At 64.7% G+C, this 21,457-nt stretch carries 20 protein-coding genes; 13 read left to right on the plus strand and 7 right to left on the minus strand.

Translation table 11 applies throughout. The annotated features are described in order from the left end of the window. Nucleotides 1-692 precede the first annotated feature (692 nt). Nucleotides 693-1,580, plus strand: a complete 888-nt coding sequence (gene rhtA, locus F3J44_RS12285) for a threonine/homoserine exporter RhtA (protein WP_167067387.1) — start codon at nt 693-695, stop codon at nt 1,578-1,580. 190 nt (nt 1,581-1,770) lie between these two features. Further along, nucleotides 1,771-2,052, plus strand: coding sequence for a hypothetical protein (locus F3J44_RS12290; RefSeq protein ID WP_167067384.1), 282 nt, complete (start codon nt 1,771-1,773; stop codon nt 2,050-2,052). Nucleotides 2,053-2,103: 51 nt separating this feature from the next. Here the strand turns inward: F3J44_RS12290 and F3J44_RS12295 are convergent, their stop codons facing one another. Then, nucleotides 2,104-3,912, minus strand: coding sequence for an aminopeptidase P family protein (locus F3J44_RS12295; RefSeq protein WP_167272703.1), 1,809 nt, complete (start codon nt 3,910-3,912; stop codon nt 2,104-2,106). A 222-nt stretch (nt 3,913-4,134) separates the two neighbouring features. Between F3J44_RS12295 and F3J44_RS12300 the strand changes: the two genes are divergently transcribed. Continuing rightward, entirely contained in the window at nt 4,135-5,250 is a 1,116-nt protein-coding gene (locus tag F3J44_RS12300; protein ID WP_167272706.1) for a DUF3182 family protein, read from the plus strand. Then, entirely contained in the window at nt 5,234-6,004 is a 771-nt protein-coding gene (locus F3J44_RS12305; RefSeq protein WP_167067375.1) for a S9 family peptidase, read from the plus strand. Before F3J44_RS12300 ends, F3J44_RS12305 begins: the two co-directional genes overlap by 17 nt. Here F3J44_RS12305 and F3J44_RS12310 read toward each other — a convergent pair. Then, nucleotides 5,983-6,363 (minus strand): antibiotic biosynthesis monooxygenase, encoded by a 381-nt coding sequence (locus tag F3J44_RS12310; RefSeq protein WP_167272708.1) that lies wholly within the window; start codon nt 6,361-6,363, stop codon nt 5,983-5,985. The genes F3J44_RS12305 and F3J44_RS12310 overlap by 22 nt on opposite strands. Before the next feature lie 86 nt (nt 6,364-6,449). Here F3J44_RS12310 and soxR point away from each other — a divergent pair, with 86 nt between their 5' ends. Further along, nucleotides 6,450-6,902, plus strand: a complete 453-nt coding sequence (soxR, locus tag F3J44_RS12315) for a redox-sensitive transcriptional activator SoxR (RefSeq protein ID WP_167272711.1) — start codon at nt 6,450-6,452, stop codon at nt 6,900-6,902. 72 nt (nt 6,903-6,974) lie between these two features. On the opposite strand, the gene F3J44_RS12320 is transcribed toward soxR, so the two are convergent. Further along, nucleotides 6,975-7,538, minus strand: coding sequence for an XRE family transcriptional regulator (locus F3J44_RS12320; RefSeq protein WP_167272714.1), 564 nt, complete (start codon nt 7,536-7,538; stop codon nt 6,975-6,977). Between the two features lie 83 nt (nt 7,539-7,621). Here F3J44_RS12320 and F3J44_RS12325 point away from each other — a divergent pair, with 83 nt between their 5' ends. The 7 genes from F3J44_RS12325 to F3J44_RS12355 all read left to right on the plus strand — a co-directional run bounded on the left by F3J44_RS12325 (nt 7,622) and on the right by F3J44_RS12355 (nt 14,779). After that, on the plus strand, nt 7,622-8,572 hold the full coding sequence (locus tag F3J44_RS12325; protein ID WP_167067358.1) for a DMT family transporter: 951 nt from the start codon (nt 7,622-7,624) through the stop codon (nt 8,570-8,572). Between the two features lie 161 nt (nt 8,573-8,733). Next, on the plus strand, nt 8,734-11,637 hold the full coding sequence (locus F3J44_RS12330; RefSeq protein WP_370526737.1) for a monovalent cation/H+ antiporter subunit A: 2,904 nt from the start codon (nt 8,734-8,736) through the stop codon (nt 11,635-11,637). Then, nucleotides 11,637-11,981 carry a Na+/H+ antiporter subunit C gene (locus tag F3J44_RS12335; protein WP_003250128.1) on the plus strand — a complete coding sequence of 115 codons (345 nt, stop codon included), beginning with the start codon at nt 11,637-11,639 and terminating at the stop codon, nt 11,979-11,981. The genes F3J44_RS12330 and F3J44_RS12335 overlap by 1 nt, the downstream gene beginning before the upstream one ends. Next, a complete protein-coding gene (locus F3J44_RS12340) occupies nt 11,978-13,657 on the plus strand; it encodes a monovalent cation/H+ antiporter subunit D (protein WP_167272719.1) in 1,680 nt (559 codons plus the stop codon). The genes F3J44_RS12335 and F3J44_RS12340 overlap by 4 nt, the downstream gene beginning before the upstream one ends. After that, nucleotides 13,654-14,142, plus strand: coding sequence for a Na+/H+ antiporter subunit E (locus F3J44_RS12345; protein ID WP_167272721.1), 489 nt, complete (start codon nt 13,654-13,656; stop codon nt 14,140-14,142). Before F3J44_RS12340 ends, F3J44_RS12345 begins: the two co-directional genes overlap by 4 nt. After that, entirely contained in the window at nt 14,139-14,417 is a 279-nt protein-coding gene (locus F3J44_RS12350) for a K+/H+ antiporter subunit F (RefSeq protein WP_167067341.1), read from the plus strand. The genes F3J44_RS12345 and F3J44_RS12350 overlap by 4 nt, the downstream gene beginning before the upstream one ends. Beyond that, the gene (locus tag F3J44_RS12355; RefSeq protein WP_167272724.1) at nt 14,414-14,779 is read left to right on the plus strand and encodes a Na+/H+ antiporter subunit G; all 366 of its coding nucleotides are present in this window, start codon (nt 14,414-14,416) and stop codon (nt 14,777-14,779) included. The genes F3J44_RS12350 and F3J44_RS12355 overlap by 4 nt, the downstream gene beginning before the upstream one ends. 12 nt (nt 14,780-14,791) lie before the next feature. On the opposite strand, the gene F3J44_RS12360 is transcribed toward F3J44_RS12355, so the two are convergent. The 4 genes from F3J44_RS12360 to F3J44_RS12375 form a co-directional block, all read right to left on the minus strand. Further along, a complete protein-coding gene (locus tag F3J44_RS12360) occupies nt 14,792-15,004 on the minus strand; it encodes a hypothetical protein (protein ID WP_167272727.1) in 213 nt (70 codons plus the stop codon). Next, nucleotides 15,001-15,471 (minus strand): hypothetical protein, encoded by a 471-nt coding sequence (locus F3J44_RS12365; RefSeq protein ID WP_167067325.1) that lies wholly within the window; start codon nt 15,469-15,471, stop codon nt 15,001-15,003. Before F3J44_RS12365 ends, F3J44_RS12360 begins: the two co-directional genes overlap by 4 nt. A gap of 380 nt (nt 15,472-15,851) precedes the next feature. Further along, a complete protein-coding gene (locus F3J44_RS12370; protein WP_167067322.1) occupies nt 15,852-16,046 on the minus strand; it encodes a hypothetical protein in 195 nt (64 codons plus the stop codon). A 187-nt stretch (nt 16,047-16,233) separates the two neighbouring features. Then, entirely contained in the window at nt 16,234-16,638 is a 405-nt protein-coding gene (locus tag F3J44_RS12375; RefSeq protein WP_167067319.1) for a TraR/DksA family transcriptional regulator, read from the minus strand. A gap of 277 nt (nt 16,639-16,915) precedes the next feature. On the opposite strand from F3J44_RS12375, the gene F3J44_RS12380 reads away from it, so the two are divergent. Further along, the gene (locus F3J44_RS12380; RefSeq protein ID WP_167272730.1) at nt 16,916-21,397 is read left to right on the plus strand and encodes a dermonecrotic toxin domain-containing protein; all 4,482 of its coding nucleotides are present in this window, start codon (nt 16,916-16,918) and stop codon (nt 21,395-21,397) included. Nucleotides 21,398-21,457 lie beyond the last annotated feature (60 nt).

Consider the following 21,457-nt stretch of genomic DNA (forward strand, 5'->3'; position numbering starts at 1 on the left):
CGTTTATTTTGAAGTTTTTTGCGAGAAACTCGTTTAGCTTCAAACACTTGACTCGCTGCGATCTCTCGTAGCGGGAGGCGAATCATACAGCGTTTTGAAACGCTGTCAACACTCATCTCAACCGCTAACGATCTTTCGACCGAAGCCCTTTCAGTGACCTCTTAACAAGCTAACTCGTTGAATTTCAAGGAGTTTGTTGTTTCGATGTCGCTGGAAGTGGGGCGCATTATAAGGGGATTCGGAGGGGCGTCAACCTTTAATTTCAAGAAATTGAAATATAGGGGAGGAAGACCGTGTTACGGCTGGTAGGTGCCCGCCACAACACGTACAGCGCCTGGGAGATCGAGCGCCGCCCGCGCGGCGCTTCGCGAGCTGCGCTCGCTCCTACGTTTGTTTCGGGCCAGTGGGGCCTGGGGGATTGGCGCGCGAACCCCTTGGCGCATGCCTGGATATCGCGGCGTACAAACAAGGGGCCGCGCGGTGGCCACATGAACACTGGCCCGAAACAAACGTAGGAGCGAGCAAAGCTCGCGAAGCGCCGCGCGGGCGGCGCTCGATCTCACAGGCGCCACATCTATAAAGGCAGGCACCTATAAAAGGCAGGCACCTAGAAAACCACCCTTGCACCCCACCCCAGCAATTGCGCACTACATTGCACACCCCCGCCCCCCCCCAAGGATAGCCGCGCAGAAATGAACACCCAGCCCCGCAGCCTGGCCGCCACGCTCTTTCCCATCGGCCTGCTGCTCATCGCCATGGCCTCCATCCAGTCCGGCGCCTCACTGGCCAAAAGCATGTTTCCCATCATCGGCGCGCAAGGCACCACCACCCTGCGCCTGATCTTCGCCAGCATCATCATGCTGCTCATCCTGCGCCCTTGGCGGGTGCGCATGACCGCCAACACCCTGCGCAATGTGGTCATCTACGGCATGTCCCTGGGCGGCATGAACTTCCTCTTCTATATGTCACTGCAAACCACACCCCTGGGCATCGCCGTGGCGCTGGAATTCACCGGCCCCCTGGCAGTGGCACTGTTCGCCTCGCGTCGCGCCCTGGACTTCCTCTGGATTGCCCTGGCAGTCGCCGGCCTGCTGTTGCTGCTGCCCGTCGGCCATGGCGGCCAACCGCTCGACCTGCAGGGGGCGGTCTATGCCCTGGGCGCCGGCGTGTGCTGGGCGCTGTACATCCTCTTTGGCCAACGCGCCGGCGCCGAGCACGGCATTCAGAGTGCGGCGCTCGGTGTAGTGGTCGCCGCCATTTTTGTCGCCCCCATCGGCATCGTGCATGCCGGCAGCGCACTGCTTACACCGGCAGTCATTCCCGTGGCGCTGGCAGTCGCCCTGTTGTCCACCGCCCTGCCCTACAGCCTGGAGATGGTCGCCCTGACCCGCATGCCTGCACGTACCTTCGGCACCCTGATGAGCATCGAGCCGGCCATCGGCGCGCTGTCCGGGCTGCTGTTCCTGGGTGAGGTACTGAGCTCCACCCAATGGCTGGCCATCCTTGCCATCATCACGGCTTCAGTTGGCGCCACCCTGTCCATGCGCAGGGAAGCGAACCCGCCGGTTGCCGCGGACTGATTTGAGAAATATTTGCATTTGAGACGGTATTAACCATTGTCCCAGCCTGCCTGGCTGATTAAGCTGTCACAAAATCATAATCTTTACGCTATCTACTGATGCAAACACGGAAGCTGGGGAACCTTCAGGAAGAACCGAAGCGATAACGACAGGGCCCGACAACCGAGCGGCCCTGCAATTAAGGACAGGCATGAAACGTATTTTGCTCATCCTGGCAATCCTGGCCATTGCTGGATGCGCCGCAACGGCCAAGACTGAAGTCAAGCGGGGGAAGAAGGGCATGCATATCAATTGCTCCGGCCTCTCCTCGTCATGGGACAAGTGCTACAGCAAGGCAGAATCTGCCTGCAGCTCACGCGGCTACAAAGTCATCGCCCGCTCCGGCGACGCCGACGAAGAACCGGGGGACTACCTGTTTGGTATCAACCCGGCGGGCTACACCAGCCGCAGCATGATCGTCATCTGCAAATAAATGAAAAGGGCAGCAGCTGGCTGCCCTTTTCCGTTCACGCCCCGCCTGCCCTCACACGGTAGCCGTGCGCGCCTGCAGCCAGGCCAGCGCCTCACCCTGCAGCAAGGGCGCCAGGCGTTCACGCACCGTGGCGTGGTAGCCGTTCAGCCACTCCCGTTCCTCTGCAGTTAGCCGCTCAGGCAGCAGGCAGCGCGTGTCGATCGGGCACAGCGTCAGCGTCTCGAAGGCCAGGAAGTCACCAAATTCGCTCTTGCCCCGCTCGCGATTGACCACCAGGTTCTCGATCCGCACGCCCCAGGCGCCAGGGCGATAGGTACCCGGCTCAATGGAACTGATCATGCCCGCCTGCATCGCGGTCTGCGGCGTGGTCGCCGCCTGGTAGGCGATCACCTGCGGCCCCTCGTGCACATTCATGAAATAACCCACGCCATGGCCAGTACCGTGCCCATAGTCGACCTGGTCGGCCCAGATCGGCGCCCGCGCGATGGCATCGAGCAGGGGCGAAAGAATCCCTCGCGGGAAGCTGGCACGGGACAAGGCGATCATGCCCTTGAGCACACGGGTGCAGTCCTGCTTCTGGGCAAGGCTTGGCGTGCCGATAGGCACCATGCGGGTGATATCGGTGGTGCCACCCAGGTACTGCCCGCCCGAGTCGATCAGCAACAGGCCATCGCCCTCGATCCGCGCATGGGATTGCTCGGTGGCGCGGTAATGCGGCATCGCGCCATTGGCGTTGAAGGCGGCAATGGTCGAGAAACTCAATGAAACGAAGCCCGGGCGCCGGGCTCGGGCGGCGCTGAGCTGTTCATCCACAGTCAGCTCGGTGAGCACTTCGCGGCCCTGATGGGCCTCGAACCAGGCGAAGAATTCGCACAACGCCGCACCATCCTGCGCCATGACCTGGCGAATATGCTGCAACTCAGCGTCCCCCTTGCGTGACTTGCTCAAGGTGGTTGGGTTGAGCCCTTCAACCAACTGCACATCCGCATTCAGGTGCTTCACCAGGCCACAGGTCACCCGGGCCGGGTCCAGCAGCACGCGACTGCTCGCCGGCAGTGCGGCCAATGCCGCGTGGATCTCGCTGTAGGCGCGTACCTGAACCCCGTCGGCTTCGAGGATGCGCCGCAGCGGCGCGTCGACCTTGTCTGCCTCCACGAACAACGTCGCCTGGCGCTCACCGATCAAGGCGAAGGAAACGAACACCGGGTTGTAGGACACGTCGCTACCGCGCAGGTTGAACAACCAGGCGATGTCGTCCAGGGTCGCGATAAAGTGCCAGTGCGCCCCTTTCTCGGCCATGGCCTGGCGCAGCTGGCCAAGTTTTTCCTGGCGGCTGACCGTGGCGTAAGGCGGCAGGTGCTGGTAAACCGCGTTACCCGGCAACGCCGGCCGCCCCTCCCACACTTCGGCCAGCAGGTCCCGATCGCTAAGCAACCGCACATCGCGTGCGCGCAGACGCTCTTCCAGCTGGCGGGCCGAGGCCAGCGCCATGACCGCGCCATCCACCGCGACCGCGCCCTGGGCCGGCACGTTGTCGCCCAGCCACTCCAGCGCCCCCGGCTTGCCGGGCAGCAGCTTCATCAGCTCGATACCACTGCCGGCCAGCTCGCGCTCGGCCTGCTCCCAGTAACGGCTGTCCACCCACACACCGGCAAAGCCCGCCGTCACAACCAGGGTGCCGACCGAGCCATCGAACCCGGACAACCAGCGCCGCCCTTGCCAATACCCCGGCAGGTACTCGGACAGGTGGGGGTCGGCCGAGGGCACCAGCAAGGCATCGACGCCCTCCCTGGCCATGACCGCGCGCACCCGCGCCAGGCGCTCCGGCACGTGTTGCTCGATGGTGGTCTGAACGTTCATGCGCACTCCTGCGGACATCGTGGTTGATCCAGACTGAGGATAATGGAACAGCCACCTCGACGCCGCAATCACCGCGACCGACCCACGGCATCCTCTGCCCAACACGCCACCGGCAAAACAGACGCTTCCTACAACCACAGGCAACCACCGATCATGCGCGGCTGAACTTCCCGCCAACCGGGGCTTCACAACCAGTACATTCATTGCACACAGGCACGCCCCATGCCCAGTGCCCACAACGGGCCGAAAACGGCCCTGGTGCTGCTCGATACCCGCGAGCACACCCCAGAACACGAACACCAGGTGCACCTGAAGCTTGCCGACGGGCTGGCCGGGCTGTTGGGCTGCGATACCGTGCTCACCGAGGTGCCGGCCACCGCGGGTAGGCACTGCTATTACCTGCCCAGCGAAACCCTGATCGACCCACAGCGCTACGCCGCACTGGGTATTGTCAGTGAAGACGACCTGTTCGGTGGCCTGGTCAGCCAGCCGTACATGGCCACCAAGGCCATCTCCCACCCGTTACCCGCCGATGCCAGTTTTCCCCCTGGCTGGACCGATGCGTTCGCACGCCAAGCCAGCGATGCGCTGCTGTGCGGCTACACCATCTTCAGCAAGGCCGATGCCCGTCGCGCCGCACAGTTGCTGCTGCGCGATGGCCCGCTGCGAGTCAAGCCGGTACGGGCCAGCGCCGGGCGCGGCCAGCAGGTCATCGACACGCTCGCTGCGCTGGAGCCATTGCTGGCCGCCATGGATGGCTCGGAGCTGGCGCGCTGGGGCCTGGTGCTGGAAGAAGACCTGAGCGAAGTGCAGACCTTCAGCGTGGGCCAGGTGCGGGTCGCCGGCCTTACCTGCAGCTATCACGGCACCCAGCAGCTGACCCGCGACCATCAGGGCTGTGAAGTGTACGGCGGCTCCGAGCTGGTGGTGGTGCGCGGTGATTACCAGGCCCTGCTGCAGCTGCCCCTGGAAGACCACCTGCGCCTGGCGATCAACCAGGCCATGGCCTACGAACACGCCGCCGAACGACACTTCCCCGGTTTCATCGCCTCCCGGCGCAACTACGACATCGCCCGTGGCAGCAACCCCCAGGGGCACCTGCGCAGTGGCGTGCTCGAACAGTCCTGGCGCATGGGTGGTGCCAGCAGCGCCGAGCTGCTGGCCCTGCAGGCATTCGCCGACGACCCTGCACTGCAGCGGGTCGTGGCCTCCACCCACGAAGTCTTCGGCAGTACGCAACTGCCGCCCGACGCCACCCTCTTCTATCAAGGAAACGACCGTGAACTCGGACAACTCAGCAAATACGCACGGATTCGCCAGCATGAGCATTCAGAGTGAAACCGTTGAACTGCAGGTGGACAACGACCGCATCGCCGGCACCCTGGTCAGCCCTGGCAGCAAGATGCCCGGCATCCTCTTCGTTCACGGCTGGGGCGGCAGCCAGCAGCGCGACCTGGCCCGTGCGCGGCACATCACCGGCCTGGGTTGCGTGTGCATGACCTTCGACCTGCGCGGCCACGAAAAGACCGAGAGCCAACGCCTGAGCGTCACCCGCGAAGACAACCTCAAGGACCTGCTGGCCGCCTACGACCGCCTGGTCAGTCACCCCGCCGTGGACAGCAGCGCCATTGCCCTGATCGGCAGCAGCTATGGCGGCTACCTGGCAACCTTGCTGACCCTGCAGCGGCCGGTGAAGTGGCTGGCCCTGCGGGTGCCGGCGATGTACTGGGACGATGAATGGACACTGCCCAAGCAGGCCCTCGACCGCCAGCGCCTGAACGATTACCGGCGGCGCCTGCTGGGCCCAGCCGACAACCGCGCGCTGGCCGCCTGCGCAGAATTCCTCGGCGATGTGCTGCTGGTGGAGTCGGAACAGGACGATTATGTGCCGCACACCACGCTGATGAGCTACCGCTCGGCGTTCGTCGGCGCTCACTCCCTGACCCACCGCATCGTCGATGGCGCCGACCATGCCCTGTCCAGCGAGCAGAGCCAGAAAGCCTACAGCACGATCCTCGCCGCCTGGATCAGCGAAATGGTGATCGGCGCGCGCCTGGACCGCTACCCGCACTACGCTCCGTGGTACGCCTGAATGCCTCCCACCTGGCACTGCAAGGCGCCATCGCTGCCGCGTACCAGGCTGCGCAAGGCCTGATAGGCGGTGAAGTTGGCACTGCGCGCCTGGTGCTGGCTCAACAGGTCGAAGAATGGCGCCTCGCCAAAGCAATCCGCCGCTGCGGCCCAGGCCTGGCGCGACTGCCATTGCAAATACTGCAATACCCGGCTGCCGTCGTCACTGGCCTGGATGCTGACCCCTTGCAAGCCCTGACAACGTGCCGCCAGCTCCTCGCTTCGGGTAACCAACGCCTGGGCCAGCGCCGCCTGGCGCGAGCTCGGCACTTCATATTCGATCATCTGGGTGAACCACAGCGTTGGCGGGATGGCCGACATGGGCAGTCTCCTTGTTCAAGGCGCTTGCTAGGCAATGGCTGGCAGGGTAAAACCTCCAGTTAACTCAAGGTCAAGTGTTTTTTCCCATGCGCACCTCAACACCCGCTTCCCAGGAAAAGCTGCTCAGTGTCGGCCAGTTGGCCGCGCGCAGCGGCGTGGCCGTGACCGCGCTGCATTTCTATGAAACCAAAGGGCTGATCCAGAGCACCCGCAATGGCGGCAACCAGCGCCGCTACCCGCGGGCGATGCTGCGCCGGGTGGCCGTGGTGAAGATGGCCCAGCGCTTGGGCATTCCCCTGGCCGAGATCGCCACGGCCCTGGCCGCGTTGCCCATCGACCACACGCCAAGCGCCGAAGACTGGCAGCGCTTGTCGGCGGGCTGGCGGGAAGACCTGAACCGGCGAATCGACGAGATGATCCGGCTGCGCGACCAACTCGATGGCTGCATCGGCTGTGGTTGCATGTCGCTGAAAGAATGCCCGCTGCGCAATCGCCAGGATCACCTGGCCGAATCGGGGCCTGGGCCGCATTTGCCTTGAGGGCCTTTTCGCGAGCTTTGCTCGCTCCTACGAGGCCTGCGCGCGCCCCCCCGGAAGCCCTTCAGGGCAAAATCAGATCACCACATTGCGCACAAAGCGCACCGGCCTACCGCCGTCGTTGCGGTAGGCATAACGACAATCGCTGGGAAAGACATGGAACTGCCCACCCAGCAGGCAATGCTCGACGCCTTCGATGATCAACGTAAGCTGGCCCTCGCACACGTAGATCTGCTCGCTCCAGCCCTCGGCATCGGCTTCGCTGGCGTAATGTTCGCCTGGCGCCAGGGTCCATTCCCAGATCTCCACCTCACGCCGGGCGCTGCTACTGGCCAACAGCACGGCCTTGCTCTGGGCATGCTCCCCAGCCCACGCCAGTTCGTTGATGCGCCCCGGGTCACGCTGGTCAGGCGCCTGAATCAACTGGCTGAACGCCACCCCAAGGGCTTCGGCGATCAGGTCAAGGGTGGTCAGGCTGACGTTCTTCTCGCCTGCCTCGATGGCTACCAGCATCCGCCGGCTCACCCCGGAGCGCTCGGCCAGGGCGCTCTGGCTCATGCCCGCCGCGTTGCGCAGGCTTCGGACATTGAGGCTGACATGCTGCAGCACCGATGCACGGTGCGTTGAATCTTTGTGCACTATATTGCTCACTTCCACAGGTTGCGCAGTATACTGCCCAATTTGCGGCGATTGTGCGCTGCCCCTTTCCAATGAGCAAGACCATGAGCCAGCCCGCCGTCCCCGCTAAAACCTCCGTCAGCTTGCGCCTGAGCAAGGCCGAAATGGTGCTGGTGTTCATCACCATGCTGTGGGGCGGCACGTTCCTGTTGGTGCACAACGTGATGACGGTGAGCGGCCCGATGTTCTTCGTCGGCCTGCGGTTTGCCGCTGCGGCCCTGTTCGTCGGCCTGGTTTCGGCGCGCTCGCTGCCGGGGCTGACCTTCACCGAACTCAAGGCCGGCGTGCTGATTGGCGTGTCGATCATGCTCGGCTATGGCTTGCAGACCATGGGCCTGCAAACCATCAGCAGCAGCCAGTCGGCGTTCATCACCGCCCTGTATGTGCCGTTCGTGCCACTGCTGCAGTGGCTGGTGCTGGGCCGGCGCCCCGGGTTGATGCCCAGCCTGGGTATCTGCCTGGCCTTCACCGGCCTGATGCTGCTGGCCGGCCCCGAAGGCGGCGCCTTGCATTTCAGCGAAGGGGAACTGGTCACGCTGGTCAGCGCGGTGGCGATTGCTGCCGAGATCATCCTGATCAGCCGCTACGCCGGCAGCGTCGATGTACGCCGGGTCACCGTGGTGCAACTGGCCACGGCCTCGTTGCTGGCCTTTTTGATGATCGTGCCCACCCAGGAACGCCTGCCGGACTTCTCCTGGCTGCTGGTGCTCAGCGCGCTGGGCCTGGGCGCCATGAGCGCGGTCATCCAGGTGGCGATGAACTGGGCACAGAAGTCGGTTTCGCCCACCCGCGCCACCCTCATCTACGCCGGCGAACCGGTATGGGCCGGCATCGTCGGGCGCATCGCCGGCGAGCGCCTGCCGGGCGTTGCCTTGCTGGGCGGGCTGCTGATCGTGGTGGCCGTGGTGGTCAGCGAACTCAAGGTGCGGCGCAACCGCGAAAGCGACGAGGCCGTCCAGGCGCAAGCACCCTGCGAACGTGAAGCCGGCCTGTAAAGCGCCCGACACCGGCTATGCTCTGTAAAAAACTGTTATAAAAAAACAGCTTGTCACAGCGCTTTTGTAGGATTCTGCGACAGCTTGCGTGTTGGTGATCAACGGCCCGGCACGTATGATCCTTGCATACCTTTCCAGAATAGAACGCTATGTTATTGATAGTGCTACTGCTTCTGCCGTTCCTCGGCAGTTGCCTGGCAGCCGTGCTGCCGCACAATGCCCGCAACTCGGAGTCCATCCTTGCCGGGCTGGTGGCCCTGGTCGGCACCGTCCAGGTAGCACTGCTGTACCCACAGGTGGCCGATGGCGGCGTCATTCGGGAAGAATTCCTCTGGCTGCCAAGCCTGGGCCTGAACCTGGTCCTGCGCATGGACGGCTTCGCCTGGCTGTTCTCGCTGCTGGTACTGGGCATCGGCACCCTGGTGTCGCTGTATGCCCGCTACTACATGTCCCCCCAGGACCCTGTGCCGCGCTTCTTTGCCTTCTTCCTGGCGTTCATGGGCGCCATGCTCGGCCTGGTGATATCCGGCAACCTGATCCAGCTGGTGTTCTTCTGGGAACTGACCAGCCTGTTCTCGTTCCTGCTGATCGGCTACTGGCACCACCGCGCCGACGCCCGCCGCGGCGCCTACATGGCGCTGATGGTCACCGGCGCCGGTGGCCTGTGCCTGCTGGTCGGCGCCCTGCTGCTGGGCCATGTGGTCGGCAGCTACGACCTGGACAAGGTGCTCGCCGCCGGCGAAACCATCCGCCAGCACGCCCTGTACCCCGTGCTGCTGCCGCTGATTCTGATCGGCGCACTGAGCAAGAGCGCTCAGTTCCCCTTCCAGTTCTGGCTGCCCCATGCCATGGCAGCGCCCACCCCGGTATCGGCGTACCTGCACTCGGCGACCATGGTCAAGGCCGGGGTGTTCCTGCTGGCGCGGCTGTGGCCAGTGCTGTCAGGCAGCGAGGAATGGTTCTGGATCGTCGGCGGCGCCGGCGCCCTCACCCTGCTGCTGGGCGCCTTCGCAGCGATGTTCCAGAACGACCTCAAGGGCCTGCTGGCCTACTCCACCATCAGCCACCTGGGCCTGATCACCCTGCTGCTGGGCCTGAACAGCCCACTGGCCGCCGTGGCCGCGGTGTTCCACATCCTCAACCACGCCACCTTCAAGGCCTCGCTGTTCATGGCCGCCGGCATCATCGACCATGAAAGCGGCACCCGTGACATCCGCCGCCTCAGCGGCTTGATTCGCCTGGTGCCCTACACCGCGACCCTGGCCATGGTGGCCAGTGCTTCGATGGCCGGCGTGCCGTTGATGAACGGCTTCCTGTCCAAGGAAATGTTCTTCGCCGAAACCGTGTTCATTTCCTCCACCGCCTGGGTCGAGGCTGCGCTGCCGGTGATCGCCACCCTCGCGGGCACCTTCAGCGTGGTGTATGCCCTGCGCTTTACCGTCGACGTGTTCTTCGGGCCACCCGCCCAGGACCTGCCGCACACGCCCCACGAGCCGCCCCGCTGGATGCGCGCGCCGGTCGAGTTGCTGGTACTGACCTGCCTGGTGGTAGGCATCTTCCCGGCCCAGTCGGTCGGCCCGCTGCTGGCCGCCGCCGCCCTGCCGGTGGTGGGGGGTACCCTGCCGGAATACAGCCTGGCCATCTGGCACGGCTGGAATGCCCCGCTGATCATGAGCCTGGTGGCCATGAGCGGCGGCACCGTCCTCTACCTGCTGCTGCGCAAGCAGCTGCGCCTGGGCCGCTTCCCCTATCCGCCGGTGATCGAGCGCTTCAACGGCAAGCGCCTGTTCGAGCACGGCCAGGTTCGGCTGATGCTGCTGGCCCGGCGCATCGAGCGCCTGCTGACCTCGCGCCGCCTGCAGTCGCAGTTGTTCATGCTGGTGCTGGCAGCCTTCCTTGCCGGCCTGATCCCCATGCTCTACAGCGGCCTGAGCTGGGGCGAGCGGCCGAAAATTCCGGGCTCCGGGGTGTTCGTCGCGCTGTGGCTGATCGCCATCGCCTGCGCCATCGGCGCCGCCTACCAGGCCAAGTACCACCGCCTGGCAGCACTGATCATGGTGGGCGTGTGCGGCCTGATGACCTGCATCACCTTCGTCTGGTTCTCCGCACCGGACCTGGCCCTGACCCAACTGGTGGTCGAGGTGGTCACCACGGTGCTGATCCTGCTCGGCCTGCGCTGGCTGCCCCGGCGGATCGAAGGCGTATCGCCATTGCCCGGCAGCCTGGACCGCGCCCGTGCCCGGCGCCTGCGCGACCTGCTGCTGGCGGTGCTGGTGGGCGGCGGCATGGCGCTGCTGTCCTACGCCATGCTGACCCGGCCGACCCCCAACGACATCTCCTCGTTCTACCTCAGCCGGGCCCTGCCGCAAGGCGGCGGCACCAATGTGGTCAACGTGATGCTGGTGGACTTCCGCGGCTTCGACACCCTCGGCGAGATCACCGTGCTGGTGGCCGTGGCCCTGACCGTGTTCGCCCTGCTGCGGCGCTTCCGCCCTCCGAAGGAGAGCATGCAGCTGCCTGCCCAGCAGCGTCAGCTCGCACCCGATGTGGTCACCGACCTGATCAACCCCCGGCACGCCGCCGATACCGCGCTGGGCTTCATGATGGTGCCAGCGGTGCTGGTGCGCCTGCTACTGCCGATTGCCTTGCTGGTGTCGATGTACCTGTTCATGCGCGGCCACAACCAACCGGGCGGCGGCTTTGTTGCCGGGCTGGTGATGTCGGTGGCGTTTATCCTGCAGTACATGGTGGCCGGCACCCAGTGGGTCGAGGCGCAAATGAGCCTGCGCCCGCTGCGCTGGATGGGCACCGGGCTGTTCTGCGCAACCCTGACCGGGGTCGGCGCCATGCTGTTCGGCTACCCGTTCCTCACCACCCATACCGCCCACCTGCACCTGCCACTGCTGGGTGACGTGCACGTGGCCAGCGCGCTGTTCTTCGACATCGGCGTGTACACCGTGGTGGTTGGCTCGACCCTGCTGATCCTGACCGCCCTGGCGCACCAGTCGGTGCGCGCCTACCGCCCGGGCAACCCGGCGAAAACCAGCCAAGCAGGAGCCGCCTGATGGAAGAAGTCATTGCAGTCGCCATCGGCGTACTGGCCGCATCGGGCGTGTGGCTGATCCTGCGCCCGCGAACCTACCAGGTGATCATGGGCCTGTGCCTGCTGTCCTATGGGGTCAACCTGTTCATTTTCAGCATGGGCAGCCTGTTCATCGGCAAGGAGCCGATCATCAAGGACGGCGTCACCCAGGACCTGCTGCACTACACCGACCCGCTGCCCCAGGCGCTGGTACTGACTGCCATCGTCATCAGCTTCGCCATGACCGCGCTGTTTCTGGTGGTGCTGCTGGCCTCGCGCGGCCTGACCGGTACCGACCACGTCGACGGCCGGGAGCGTGACGAATGACGGGCCTGAGCCAACTGATCGTCGCCCCCATCCTGCTGCCGCTGCTCACCGCGGCGCTGATGCTGTTGCTGGGTGAAAAGCACCGAAAGGTCAAGGCACGCCTGAACCTGCTGTCGACCGCCGCGGGCCTTGCCATCGCCGTCACCCTGCTGCTGTGGGTGCGCACCCAGGGCCAGGCGGAATCCATCGGCGTCTACCTGCCCGGCAACTGGCCCGCGCCGTTCGGCATCGTGCTGGTGGTGGACCACCTGTCAGCCCTGCTGCTGACCCTGACCGGGGTCATCGGCCTGTGCGCCCTGCTGTTCGCCCGCGCCCGCTGGGATAGTGCCGGGGCCAGCTTCCACGCGCTGTTCCAGATCCAGCTCATGGGCCTGTACGGCGCCTTCCTCACCGCCGACCTGTTCAACCTGTTCGTGTTTTTCGAAGTGCTGCTGGCCGCCTCCTATGGCCTGCTGCTGCACGGCTCGGGCCGGGCACGGGTGCGCGCCGGGCTGCATTACATCGCCATCAACCTGTTCGCCTCGTCGCTGTTCCTGGTAGGCGCCGCGATGCTGTATGGCGTTACCGGCACCCTGAACATGGCCGACCTGGCCCTAAAGATTCCCCTGGTGCCGGAAGCCGACCGCGGCCTGTTGCACGCCGGCGCGGCCATTTTGGCCATGGCTTTCCTGGCCAAGGCCGGCATCTGGCCACTGAACTTCTGGCTGGTGCCGGCCTATGCCTCGGCCAGCGCACCAGTGGCGGCGCTGTTCGCCATCATGACCAAGGTTGGCCTGTATGCCGTGCTGCGCCTGTGGACCTTGCTGTTCTCAGGCCAGGCCGGGGCTTCGGCGCACTTTGGCAGCCAGTGGCTGGTGTACGGCGGCCTGACGACCCTGGCCGTGGCCGCCGTGTCGATCCTCGCCGCACAACGCCTGGAGCGCATGGCGGCCTTGAGCATCCTGGTGTCGGCAGGCACCCTGCTGGGGGCTGTTGGCTTCGCCCAGTCGGCCCTGACCGGCGCAGCCTTGTTCTACCTGGTCAACTCGACCCTGGCGCTGTGCGCACTCTTCCTCCTGGCCGAGCTGGTCGAGCGCTCGCGCTCGGCCAACGAAGCGCCGCTCGAAGACGAAGAGGACGCCATCCCGCCGCCACTCGAATCGCTGCACCCGCCCAAGGGCAGCAACCTGGACGACGAGCAGAAAGTGGTGGTCGGGCAGATCATTCCCTGGACCATGGCGTTCCTGGGCCTGAGCTTCATCGCCTGCGCCCTGCTGATCATCGGCATGCCGCCACTGTCAGGCTTCGTCGGCAAGCTCAACCTGATCAGCGCACTGTTCAACCCGCAAGGGTTGGGCGTACCGACGGAGCAGCCGCTGCCCGTCACTGGCTGGGTGCTGGTCAGCTTGCTGATTCTCTCGGGCCTGGCCTCGCTGATCGCCTTTGGCCGGGTGGGCATCCAGCGCTTCTGGAAACCCGAGGAGCGCCCCTCGCCGGTGTTGCGGCGCTACGAATGCCTGCCAATCGTGATCTTGCTCGGCCTGTGCATCATCCTCAGCGTGCGGGCCGAACCGCTGCTGCGCTACACCCAGGACACCGCGGCCAGCCTGCAAACGCCCGAGGCCTACATCCAGGCGGTGATGGCCGCGCGGCCATTGCCAGGCCCGACCACCCTCGACGTACAGGTGCAGCCATGAGCAAACTGTTCCCCGCACCGCTGTTATCGGCCGCATTGTTCGTGCTGTGGCTGCTGCTCAACCTGTCCGTCAGCCCGGGCAACCTGTTGCTGGGCGCCGCGCTGGGCGTGCTGGCGCCCCTGCTGATGGCGCCGCTGCGCCCGCAACACGCCCAGGTGCGTCGGCCCCTGGTGATTGCCCGGCTGATCGGCCGGGTCGGCCTGGATGTCATCCACTCCAACCTGCAAGTGGCCATTGGCGTGCTGCGCGCCGGCCGCAAGCCGCCGCGCTCTGCCTTCGTGCACATCCCGCTCGACCTGCGTGACACCCATGGCCTCGCGGCACTGTCGATGATCACCACGGTGGTACCCGGCACGGTGTGGTCGGAGCTGGCCCTGGACCGCAGCATCCTGCTGCTGCATGTATTCGACCTGGACGACGAGGCGGCTTTCATCGAGCATTTCAAGCACACCTACGAACGCCCGCTGATGGAGATCTTCCAATGACAGGCCTGCTCGCCAACGCAGTCCTCGCCAGCCTGTTCATCTTCACCTTGGCCATGGGCCTGGCACTGGTGCGGCTGTTCCGCGGCCCCTCTGCCCAGGACCGGGTTCTGGCGCTGGACTACCTGTACATCCTGGCCATGCTGATGATGCTGGTGCTGGGCATTCGCTACGCCAGTGACACCTATTTCGAAGGCGCCCTGCTGATCGCGCTGTTCGGCTTCGTCGGCTCGTTCGCCCTGGCCAAGTTCCTGCTGCGTGGGGAGGTGATCGAATGACCGAGGCCCTGATGCTGCCCTTCTGGCTGGAACTGGTCACCGCTGCGCTGCTGCTGATGGGCAGCCTGTTCGCGCTGATCGGCGCCATCGGCCTGCTGCGCCTGAAGGACTACTTCCAGCGCATGCACCCACCCGCCCTGGCGTCGACCATCGGCGCCTGGTGCGTGGCCCTGGCGTCGATCATCTACTTTTCCTGGCTCAAGGAAGGCCCGGTGCTGCATGCCTGGCTGATTCCGATCCTGCTGTCGATCACCGTGCCGGTGACTACCCTGCTGTTGGCCAGGGCTGCATTGTTTCGCAAGCGCATGGCCAAGGAAGCCGTGCCCGAAGAGGTCAGCAGCGGCCGCGACCGCGGCCACTGAACGCAAGCGGCCTCAGCCCTGGGCCAGGCGCTGCAGTTCACGCCGCACCATGGCGGCATAGGGCGGCGGGCTGAGCTGGTAGAGCTGCGCCGCCACCCAGGTCAACCAAGCAGCCCCCATCACTTCGCGCTGCCCCAGCAACCGCATGGCTTCGGCCTCGGCCTGGGCCTGGTGCTGGCGGTGGAAGCGGGCACGGGTGGCCGGCGAATCATCACCCTCGGTCATTCACTGGCCTTGAAGGTGGTGAGTTCACCCTTGCGCCATTTGGCCACCTTGCCGGTGACGGCCTTGAGCAGCTTGCCCAGGCCTTCCTGCACTTGCTGCTGGGCAGCGAACACCAGCATCACGCCGTGGCCTTCGCGGAACACGATGCCTTCACCTTCGGGCACCGACACGAAGGCGTAGTCGCCCACGCCATAGACGTTGAGCTTGATTTCGCGAAAGCGCATTTCCAGTTTGCCGCCCTCACGGCTGGGCAATACCGCGGCGCGGAAGTGGTCGCCCACTTTCAATTCCAGGCGCTGCTTGTCATCGACTACCAAGGCGCTCTCGGTGTCGATCTCGGCCATGTACAGGCCTTCTGGGCTTTGTTCGGTGACATAGATGAAACGACCCTGGAACAGCTTGGCCAACTGACCGCGCAAATCGCCCAGGGCAAACAAGGCGTGGGTATCAAGTGTACTGACTGCCAATGAAGTAATCCTCAAACCGGTGACATCCGCCCTCGCCCGAACTCGGCAAGGCACGGCCATTTCAATTCGAAAGGCATTAAAGAGTAATAAGGTGATGCATGAAGCGTCTGTGCCTGCTGACGATGCAGCACGCAGGAAATTTTACTCTGGCTTGCCAGATAAGGCCTTGAAGCAGGCTTCAAGCCCATTCCCCACCCGGGGAAGCACACTGTCTGACAACACGTTCGCCAGAAAAGATGCACGGGATAACGTCAGGCCTCTCGGCAGAAAGTGCACTGCAATCCATCGGCGCATTACCGGCAAATGAATATGCACGAAAACACCGAAATCCGTCGAGAGGTAAAGCGCATTTCTTGCCAGCTATTCGGTGCAACCCGCCCTCAGGCCGCGTGCCCCTTGCACAACTGCTGCAGCCAGGCGGCCTGGCACTCCAGCGCCTCGTCGCGGCTGGCGAACGCCGTACCACGCCGCTCGCCGTTCACCAGTACCACCCAGCACACCCGCTTGCCCATGGCCTGCAAGGTGGCCGGCACGCCGGAGCCAATCATCACGGCCACATCGACTCGGCTATTCATCATTCCCTCCGGAATTTAATTAGCACCCTAACGATGAAGCCATGATACGCCTGCCATCACGCACAAAACAGTGCATCCTGGTACAGCAGTGTTACGCCGCAAGCAATAAATCCGCAAGTGACCTGCAGCAACACAAATGCAAAAAGCCCCAGGGATCGCTCCCTGGGGCCTGGCGCTCAGCGCTCGGTCAGATCTGCCGCTGGTGGCGGTCGAGCTGCTCGTGGCGTTCCTGGGCTTCGATGCAGTACTTGGTGGTCGGGCTGATCAGCAGGCGCTTCAGGCCAATCGGCTCGCCACTGTCGTCGCACCAGCCGAAGCTCTCGTCGGAGATACGGTCCAGGGCCATTTCCAGCTGCGGCAGCAGGCGCTGGTCGCGGTCGATGGCATTGACCAGCCAGCTGCGCTCTTCCTCGACCGAGGCCACGTCGGCAGGGTCCGACGGGGTATCCAGGCCTTCGATGGTAGTGCGGCTGAGCTCGATGCGTTCATGGGTTTCGACTTTCATCGCCTGCAGCAGCTCAGTGAAGAAGGCCAGCTGTTCAGCGTTCATGTAGTCATCGGCCGACATGGCCAGCAACTGTTCCTTTGTCATCGATTTCTCTATGAAAAAATGTGCATTTGGGCGATTCAGGTGCCGCCGACGCCTTGGCATCGGCAGCGGAATTCTTCAAGCGCCAACCGGCACTCTTTTACAGGGGGCGGCAGTCTAAGGTGCCGTGCCGCCATGAGCAACAGCAAATACCGGGGAATTTAGCAGAAACAGCCAGGATTCCGCTCATCGGCAGTGTACATGGCATTACCCGGCTACCGCCGCGCACGGCATGCGCCCCGTTCCAATGGTGGCCCCAACACCTTGGAGCCTGCCACCCATGAGCCTCATAGCCGCCAACCTGATGCACCACAGCGACTTTGCCTGCACGCTGACCCACCTGTTCCAGGGCTGCCCAACCCTGCCTTCGGTGGCTGCGCAGCGCCTGGGCACGCAGTGGCAAGCGCGCTCGATCAGCCCCCATTCACCCGCCGGCCTCTACCTGCGGAGTTTGAGTGCAAACGCTGAGTACGACAACACCCGCCCCTTGCCCGAGGTACTGATCGAGCGCTTTTGCCGGCGCAGCGACCTGTTGCTGCAGGCCCCTTCCGACACGCTGCTGGAATCGGCCAACGACGTCACTGGCCTTGACCTGGACCTGGCCCAGGTTCAGCAACTGGTCAACGATTGCGGCCCGGTGCTGCTCGACGACTACCGGCAGGCACTGGTCGACTACTGGAACCAGCCCGACGCTACCGGGCAGACGCCCTGGCAACGCTACGCCGATTACCTGCGCCAGCAGCTGTCGAACAGCATCAGCGCCGTGCCGCCCGGCACGGTCGAACCTGGCCTGCTCGCCCTGGCCTCGACAGTCGCTTCCTACCCCTCCCATGAGGCCCGCCAAAGTGCGCCGGGCAACGCCAAGCCTGAACTGTCGCTGCTGTCGCTGGACCTCACCCAAAGCCTGCGCCTGCACGAACTGGCCGGCGCCTTGCTGATTGCCGACGCCCAAGGCGGGGAAGACGCCCCGGTGATCCTCTACGCCTTGAACGGCCACCTGCAGGTGTTCGCCTCCTACGCCGCCTTGCAGCAGGCGCTCGGGCGCCTGTGGCCGGCGCTGGCAAACAGCCAACCACAGCTGTACTCGCAACCGCTCACCGGCCATGCATTCGAGGCACTGGCGGGGCACGTGCTGGAGCAGCAACTGGGGATCATCGACCGCATCGCCGAGCGCCACGGCCCGCAGGACGATGCCCAGCACCTGTGCCTGGCGCTGAGCCACCTCACCTCGCTGCTCGACCTCTGCCCCAAGGCCGAACGCGACCAGCTTCACGCCGCCGCCAGCCTGCTGCCGGGATGGCTGCATGACGCCGACGAGCACAGCCTCGTCGCCTACGCCCACAGCTTGATCGACATTGCCGAAAGAGCGGCCACGGCCAAGGGCGCTACCTGGCTTGACGGCATCGACGACGCCACCGTCTTCACCTACACCCGAATCAACGCCTACCTCGACAACACACACCCAGGGCATGAGCTGGAGCCGTGGGAAGTCGAGGTCATCAACCACCAGGCCCTGGCCGTTGCGCTGCCCACCGGGCAGGTAGATGGCACCGTCACCGCGGTACGCTTCAGCCTGGCCCACCTGGCAATCGGCAACTGGGGGCTGATCCGGCCCGGCAGGGTCGAACTGCAGCACAAAAAGGGCATGGCCCTGCCCGACTGGTTGACCGAACGTTATCTCCAAACGATGGTCACCGAGCTGGACATCGGCCGGGTGTACCCGCAAATGCTGCAAGCCACGTTGCTGGATAATTTGCCCGAGCGCAAAAGGCGCGAACGCCTGCTCGCCGACCAGTTGCGGGTGCAGGCGCCGACCGAAGCCCTGGCGCTGGCGCTGCGCAAACAATTGAGCCCAGCCGCACGCCTGGCGGTAAACGAGGCGTTTGCCGCGAAGGCCGGGCGCTGGGGCGTTCGCCCACTGGGCCTGGTCCGCGAAGCCGGCGCCGAGGTGGATTGGGTAGCCAATGCCTGGCTGATCGAAGCCGCCAGTGCCGAACCTGGCGAGCCGTGCATCCTGTATCGCCCCCTGAGCGCCCAATCACTGCTGGAGTTCCCAAGCCGTACCCACCTGTTGAGCGCGCTCGGCACGGCCGGTGCGCTGCAGGATGACATCCTCCGGCGCCTGCCCGACGACGTGCGCAAGGTCTATGACCACGGCGGTTTCGCCGAACCCAACCTGCCCGGCCTGCTGGAACTGACCGTGCTGGGCGTTCCCTATGAACGGCCCGCGCCGGTCACCCTGGCCGACGCGGCCCCGCTCATTCACCTCGGCCAGGCCGTGTACCTGGGCTGCGTCGAGGAAACCATCGCCGATTTCCGCGCCCACTCGGCCACCTCCGAGCAAACCCGCTGGGAGCGCTGGACAACCCTGGGCTGGCTGCTGCTGAACGCCGCGCTGCCCTTCGTCAGGGGCCCCGTCGGCACGTTGGTCTGGCTGGCGCAGATCGCCGTGGCGCTGAAACAGTTCCTGCAAACCGGCAACCCGCACGGCAGCAGCCAGCAGCGCATTGCCCTGGTCAACCTGCTGGTCAACGTTGGCCTGGCCATCTTCGCCCATGCCGCACCACGGTTGCCGCTGCAGCGCCCTGCGCGCCTGCCGGGTGAAGCCAGTGTCTCCCCTGCCGAGCCGCTGGGTTTGCCACACATTGAAGCGGTCGCGCCCAGGCACCTGGAGCAGCAATGGGCAAGCAGCGAAGCGCAACTGAGCAACGCCCAGCGCTCAGCGCTGCTGGCACTGCGCAGCAGCCCGCCCGCCGAGGGGCTTGGCATGCCGATCATCAGCGGCGACCTGCGCGGCCTGTACCTGCACAACGAGCGCTACTGGACCATTCTGCAAGGCAATGCCTACCAGGTGAAGGTGGATGAAGACCTGCAGCCGAGGATCTTCAGTGATACCCAGCCCCCCGTCCCCGGCCCCTGGCTTCGCCGCAGCAGTTCCGGCCGCTGGCAGCCTGACTTGCGCCTGCGTCTGCGCGGCGGCATGGGGGGTGGGCCACGCAGGCAGGCGTTGATCGCGCAAAGGGCCGAGCAACGGGAAACCCTGAGCAGGCGGATTAGCGAGGGGCAGCAGCAGATCATTGCTCAGACCGCAGCATTGGTGCCCCTTGCCAGGCTCGTGCACGAGAGCAACAACCCGACTGTGCTCGCCCTCAGCCTCGGCAAACTCGACGCCATCGAGGCCTTCTGGGACAGGTTCATTGCCGATGTCGAGGCCCACGCAGCACTGACCGGCCTCACCCTCGACAACAATCGCAAAGCCCAGTGGGAGTTCCAACGGTTCCAGATCAAGGTGTCAAGAAGCACCCTGCTGTCCAAGCTCATTCTGAGAAAACTGGCTTCGCAACCTCTGCGCACCTTCGCCACCGCCGAAGACCGCGCAGCTTATGTTCGCGCGCTGGAGGAAACCACACCTCAGCTCGATAGCCTGGTCAGCAATGCCGAGGCGATCGGCCAAGGCCTGCATACGCTGGAGCGCCTGGCAGGCAGGCACGGCACGGCCTACGACCGCTACATGAACGCGAAAAGCCTGCTGACGGTGCCCCCTGAACGGACACTGCTCGCGACCCGCTTGCTGCGCCTGGAAAGCAACTGGCGCAAGTTCATCGCACTCCCCAACCTGGCCGACCGGGCGATCTACCTGCTGGACCGCAGCTGGACCAACCTCAGGCTGGCCATTTCCCAGCGCATGCGCCTCTACGAGCTGCCACAGGCAAGCGAAGAACTCAGCGCCCGGCTGCTGCACGACATTGCCAGCCAGCTGCGCTTCGCCTTGCGCCGCCTGGAAAACCTCAAGCTGACCGTTGCCTCGGAGCCGGCGGCGCTCGCCTGCCTTGCGCCCATCGACGCCGACGTGCGCTACATCGAAACCGCCGTGAACAATGACTTGCAGGACTACCCACCCCGCAGCAGCGTGGCCCAGCTGCAAAAACACACGCCCGGCCTGATCGAAACCCCAAGCCACGGTTTGTTGCTGGGCCAACCACGCGCGGGGGACGAGACATTGTTCGATGTCGTGGACGACCAGCAGCGGCCAATCATGACGTTCCGCAAACAAGAAGAAGAATGGGTGCCTGTCAAGAACGATGCAGCAGAACCTGCCACGCAAACCCGGCGGCCCAGCCTGCAACTGCTGTTTGAAACGGCCGACGCCGAACAGGCAAAAGCCAGGCAGACGCTGAGCTTCCTGGAGTCCAGCGTTGCCGAGCACTTTTTGCCGGTGGAGTTCGAGGAGCTGATCGACATGCACCGGCTGCCCCTGGCCGACAAGGCCGCCACCCTGGCCACGCGCCTGGGCAAGGAGCCCGACCTGTCGCCGGCCAACCAGCAGCGCTATCAGCAACGGCTCGATGGCATCCATGCGCTGCTGGCGCAACTGGACAGCAAGCGGGTGACCTTGCGGACCCGGGCCATATTGCGCCAGTCACCGCGCCAGTCGGGCCTTGAGTACCTGATTGAACACAACCAGGTGCACATCGAGCGGCTAGGCCGGCGCAGGGCACTGACCGCCGTACCAGGCAGGCCCCAGGACTACATCGATGAATATGTCGTCATGCACGGCGCCGAACCCCTGTGGTATGCCCACTTCCACTACACCAGCCAGGACGCGCCAAAGGAGCACTTCGTGGTCGGCCACCTCAAGACCAAGGAGCAACGCCTGCTCAGGGGCAGCACGGTGACCAACCCGGTTACCCAGAAGGTCGAGTACGTTCACCGTGGGCGCTTGACCCCCGCAGCGGCCAAGCGCTATTTCTTCAACCTCTGAACCCTGCGCCCTGAACCCTGAACCCTGAACCCTGCCGGGCAAGGGCACGCGCCCGGCAGG

The sequence above is a fragment of the Pantoea sp. Tr-811 genome (genome assembly GCF_011752535.1).
Classification (GTDB): Bacteria; Pseudomonadota; Gammaproteobacteria; order Pseudomonadales; family Pseudomonadaceae; genus Aquipseudomonas.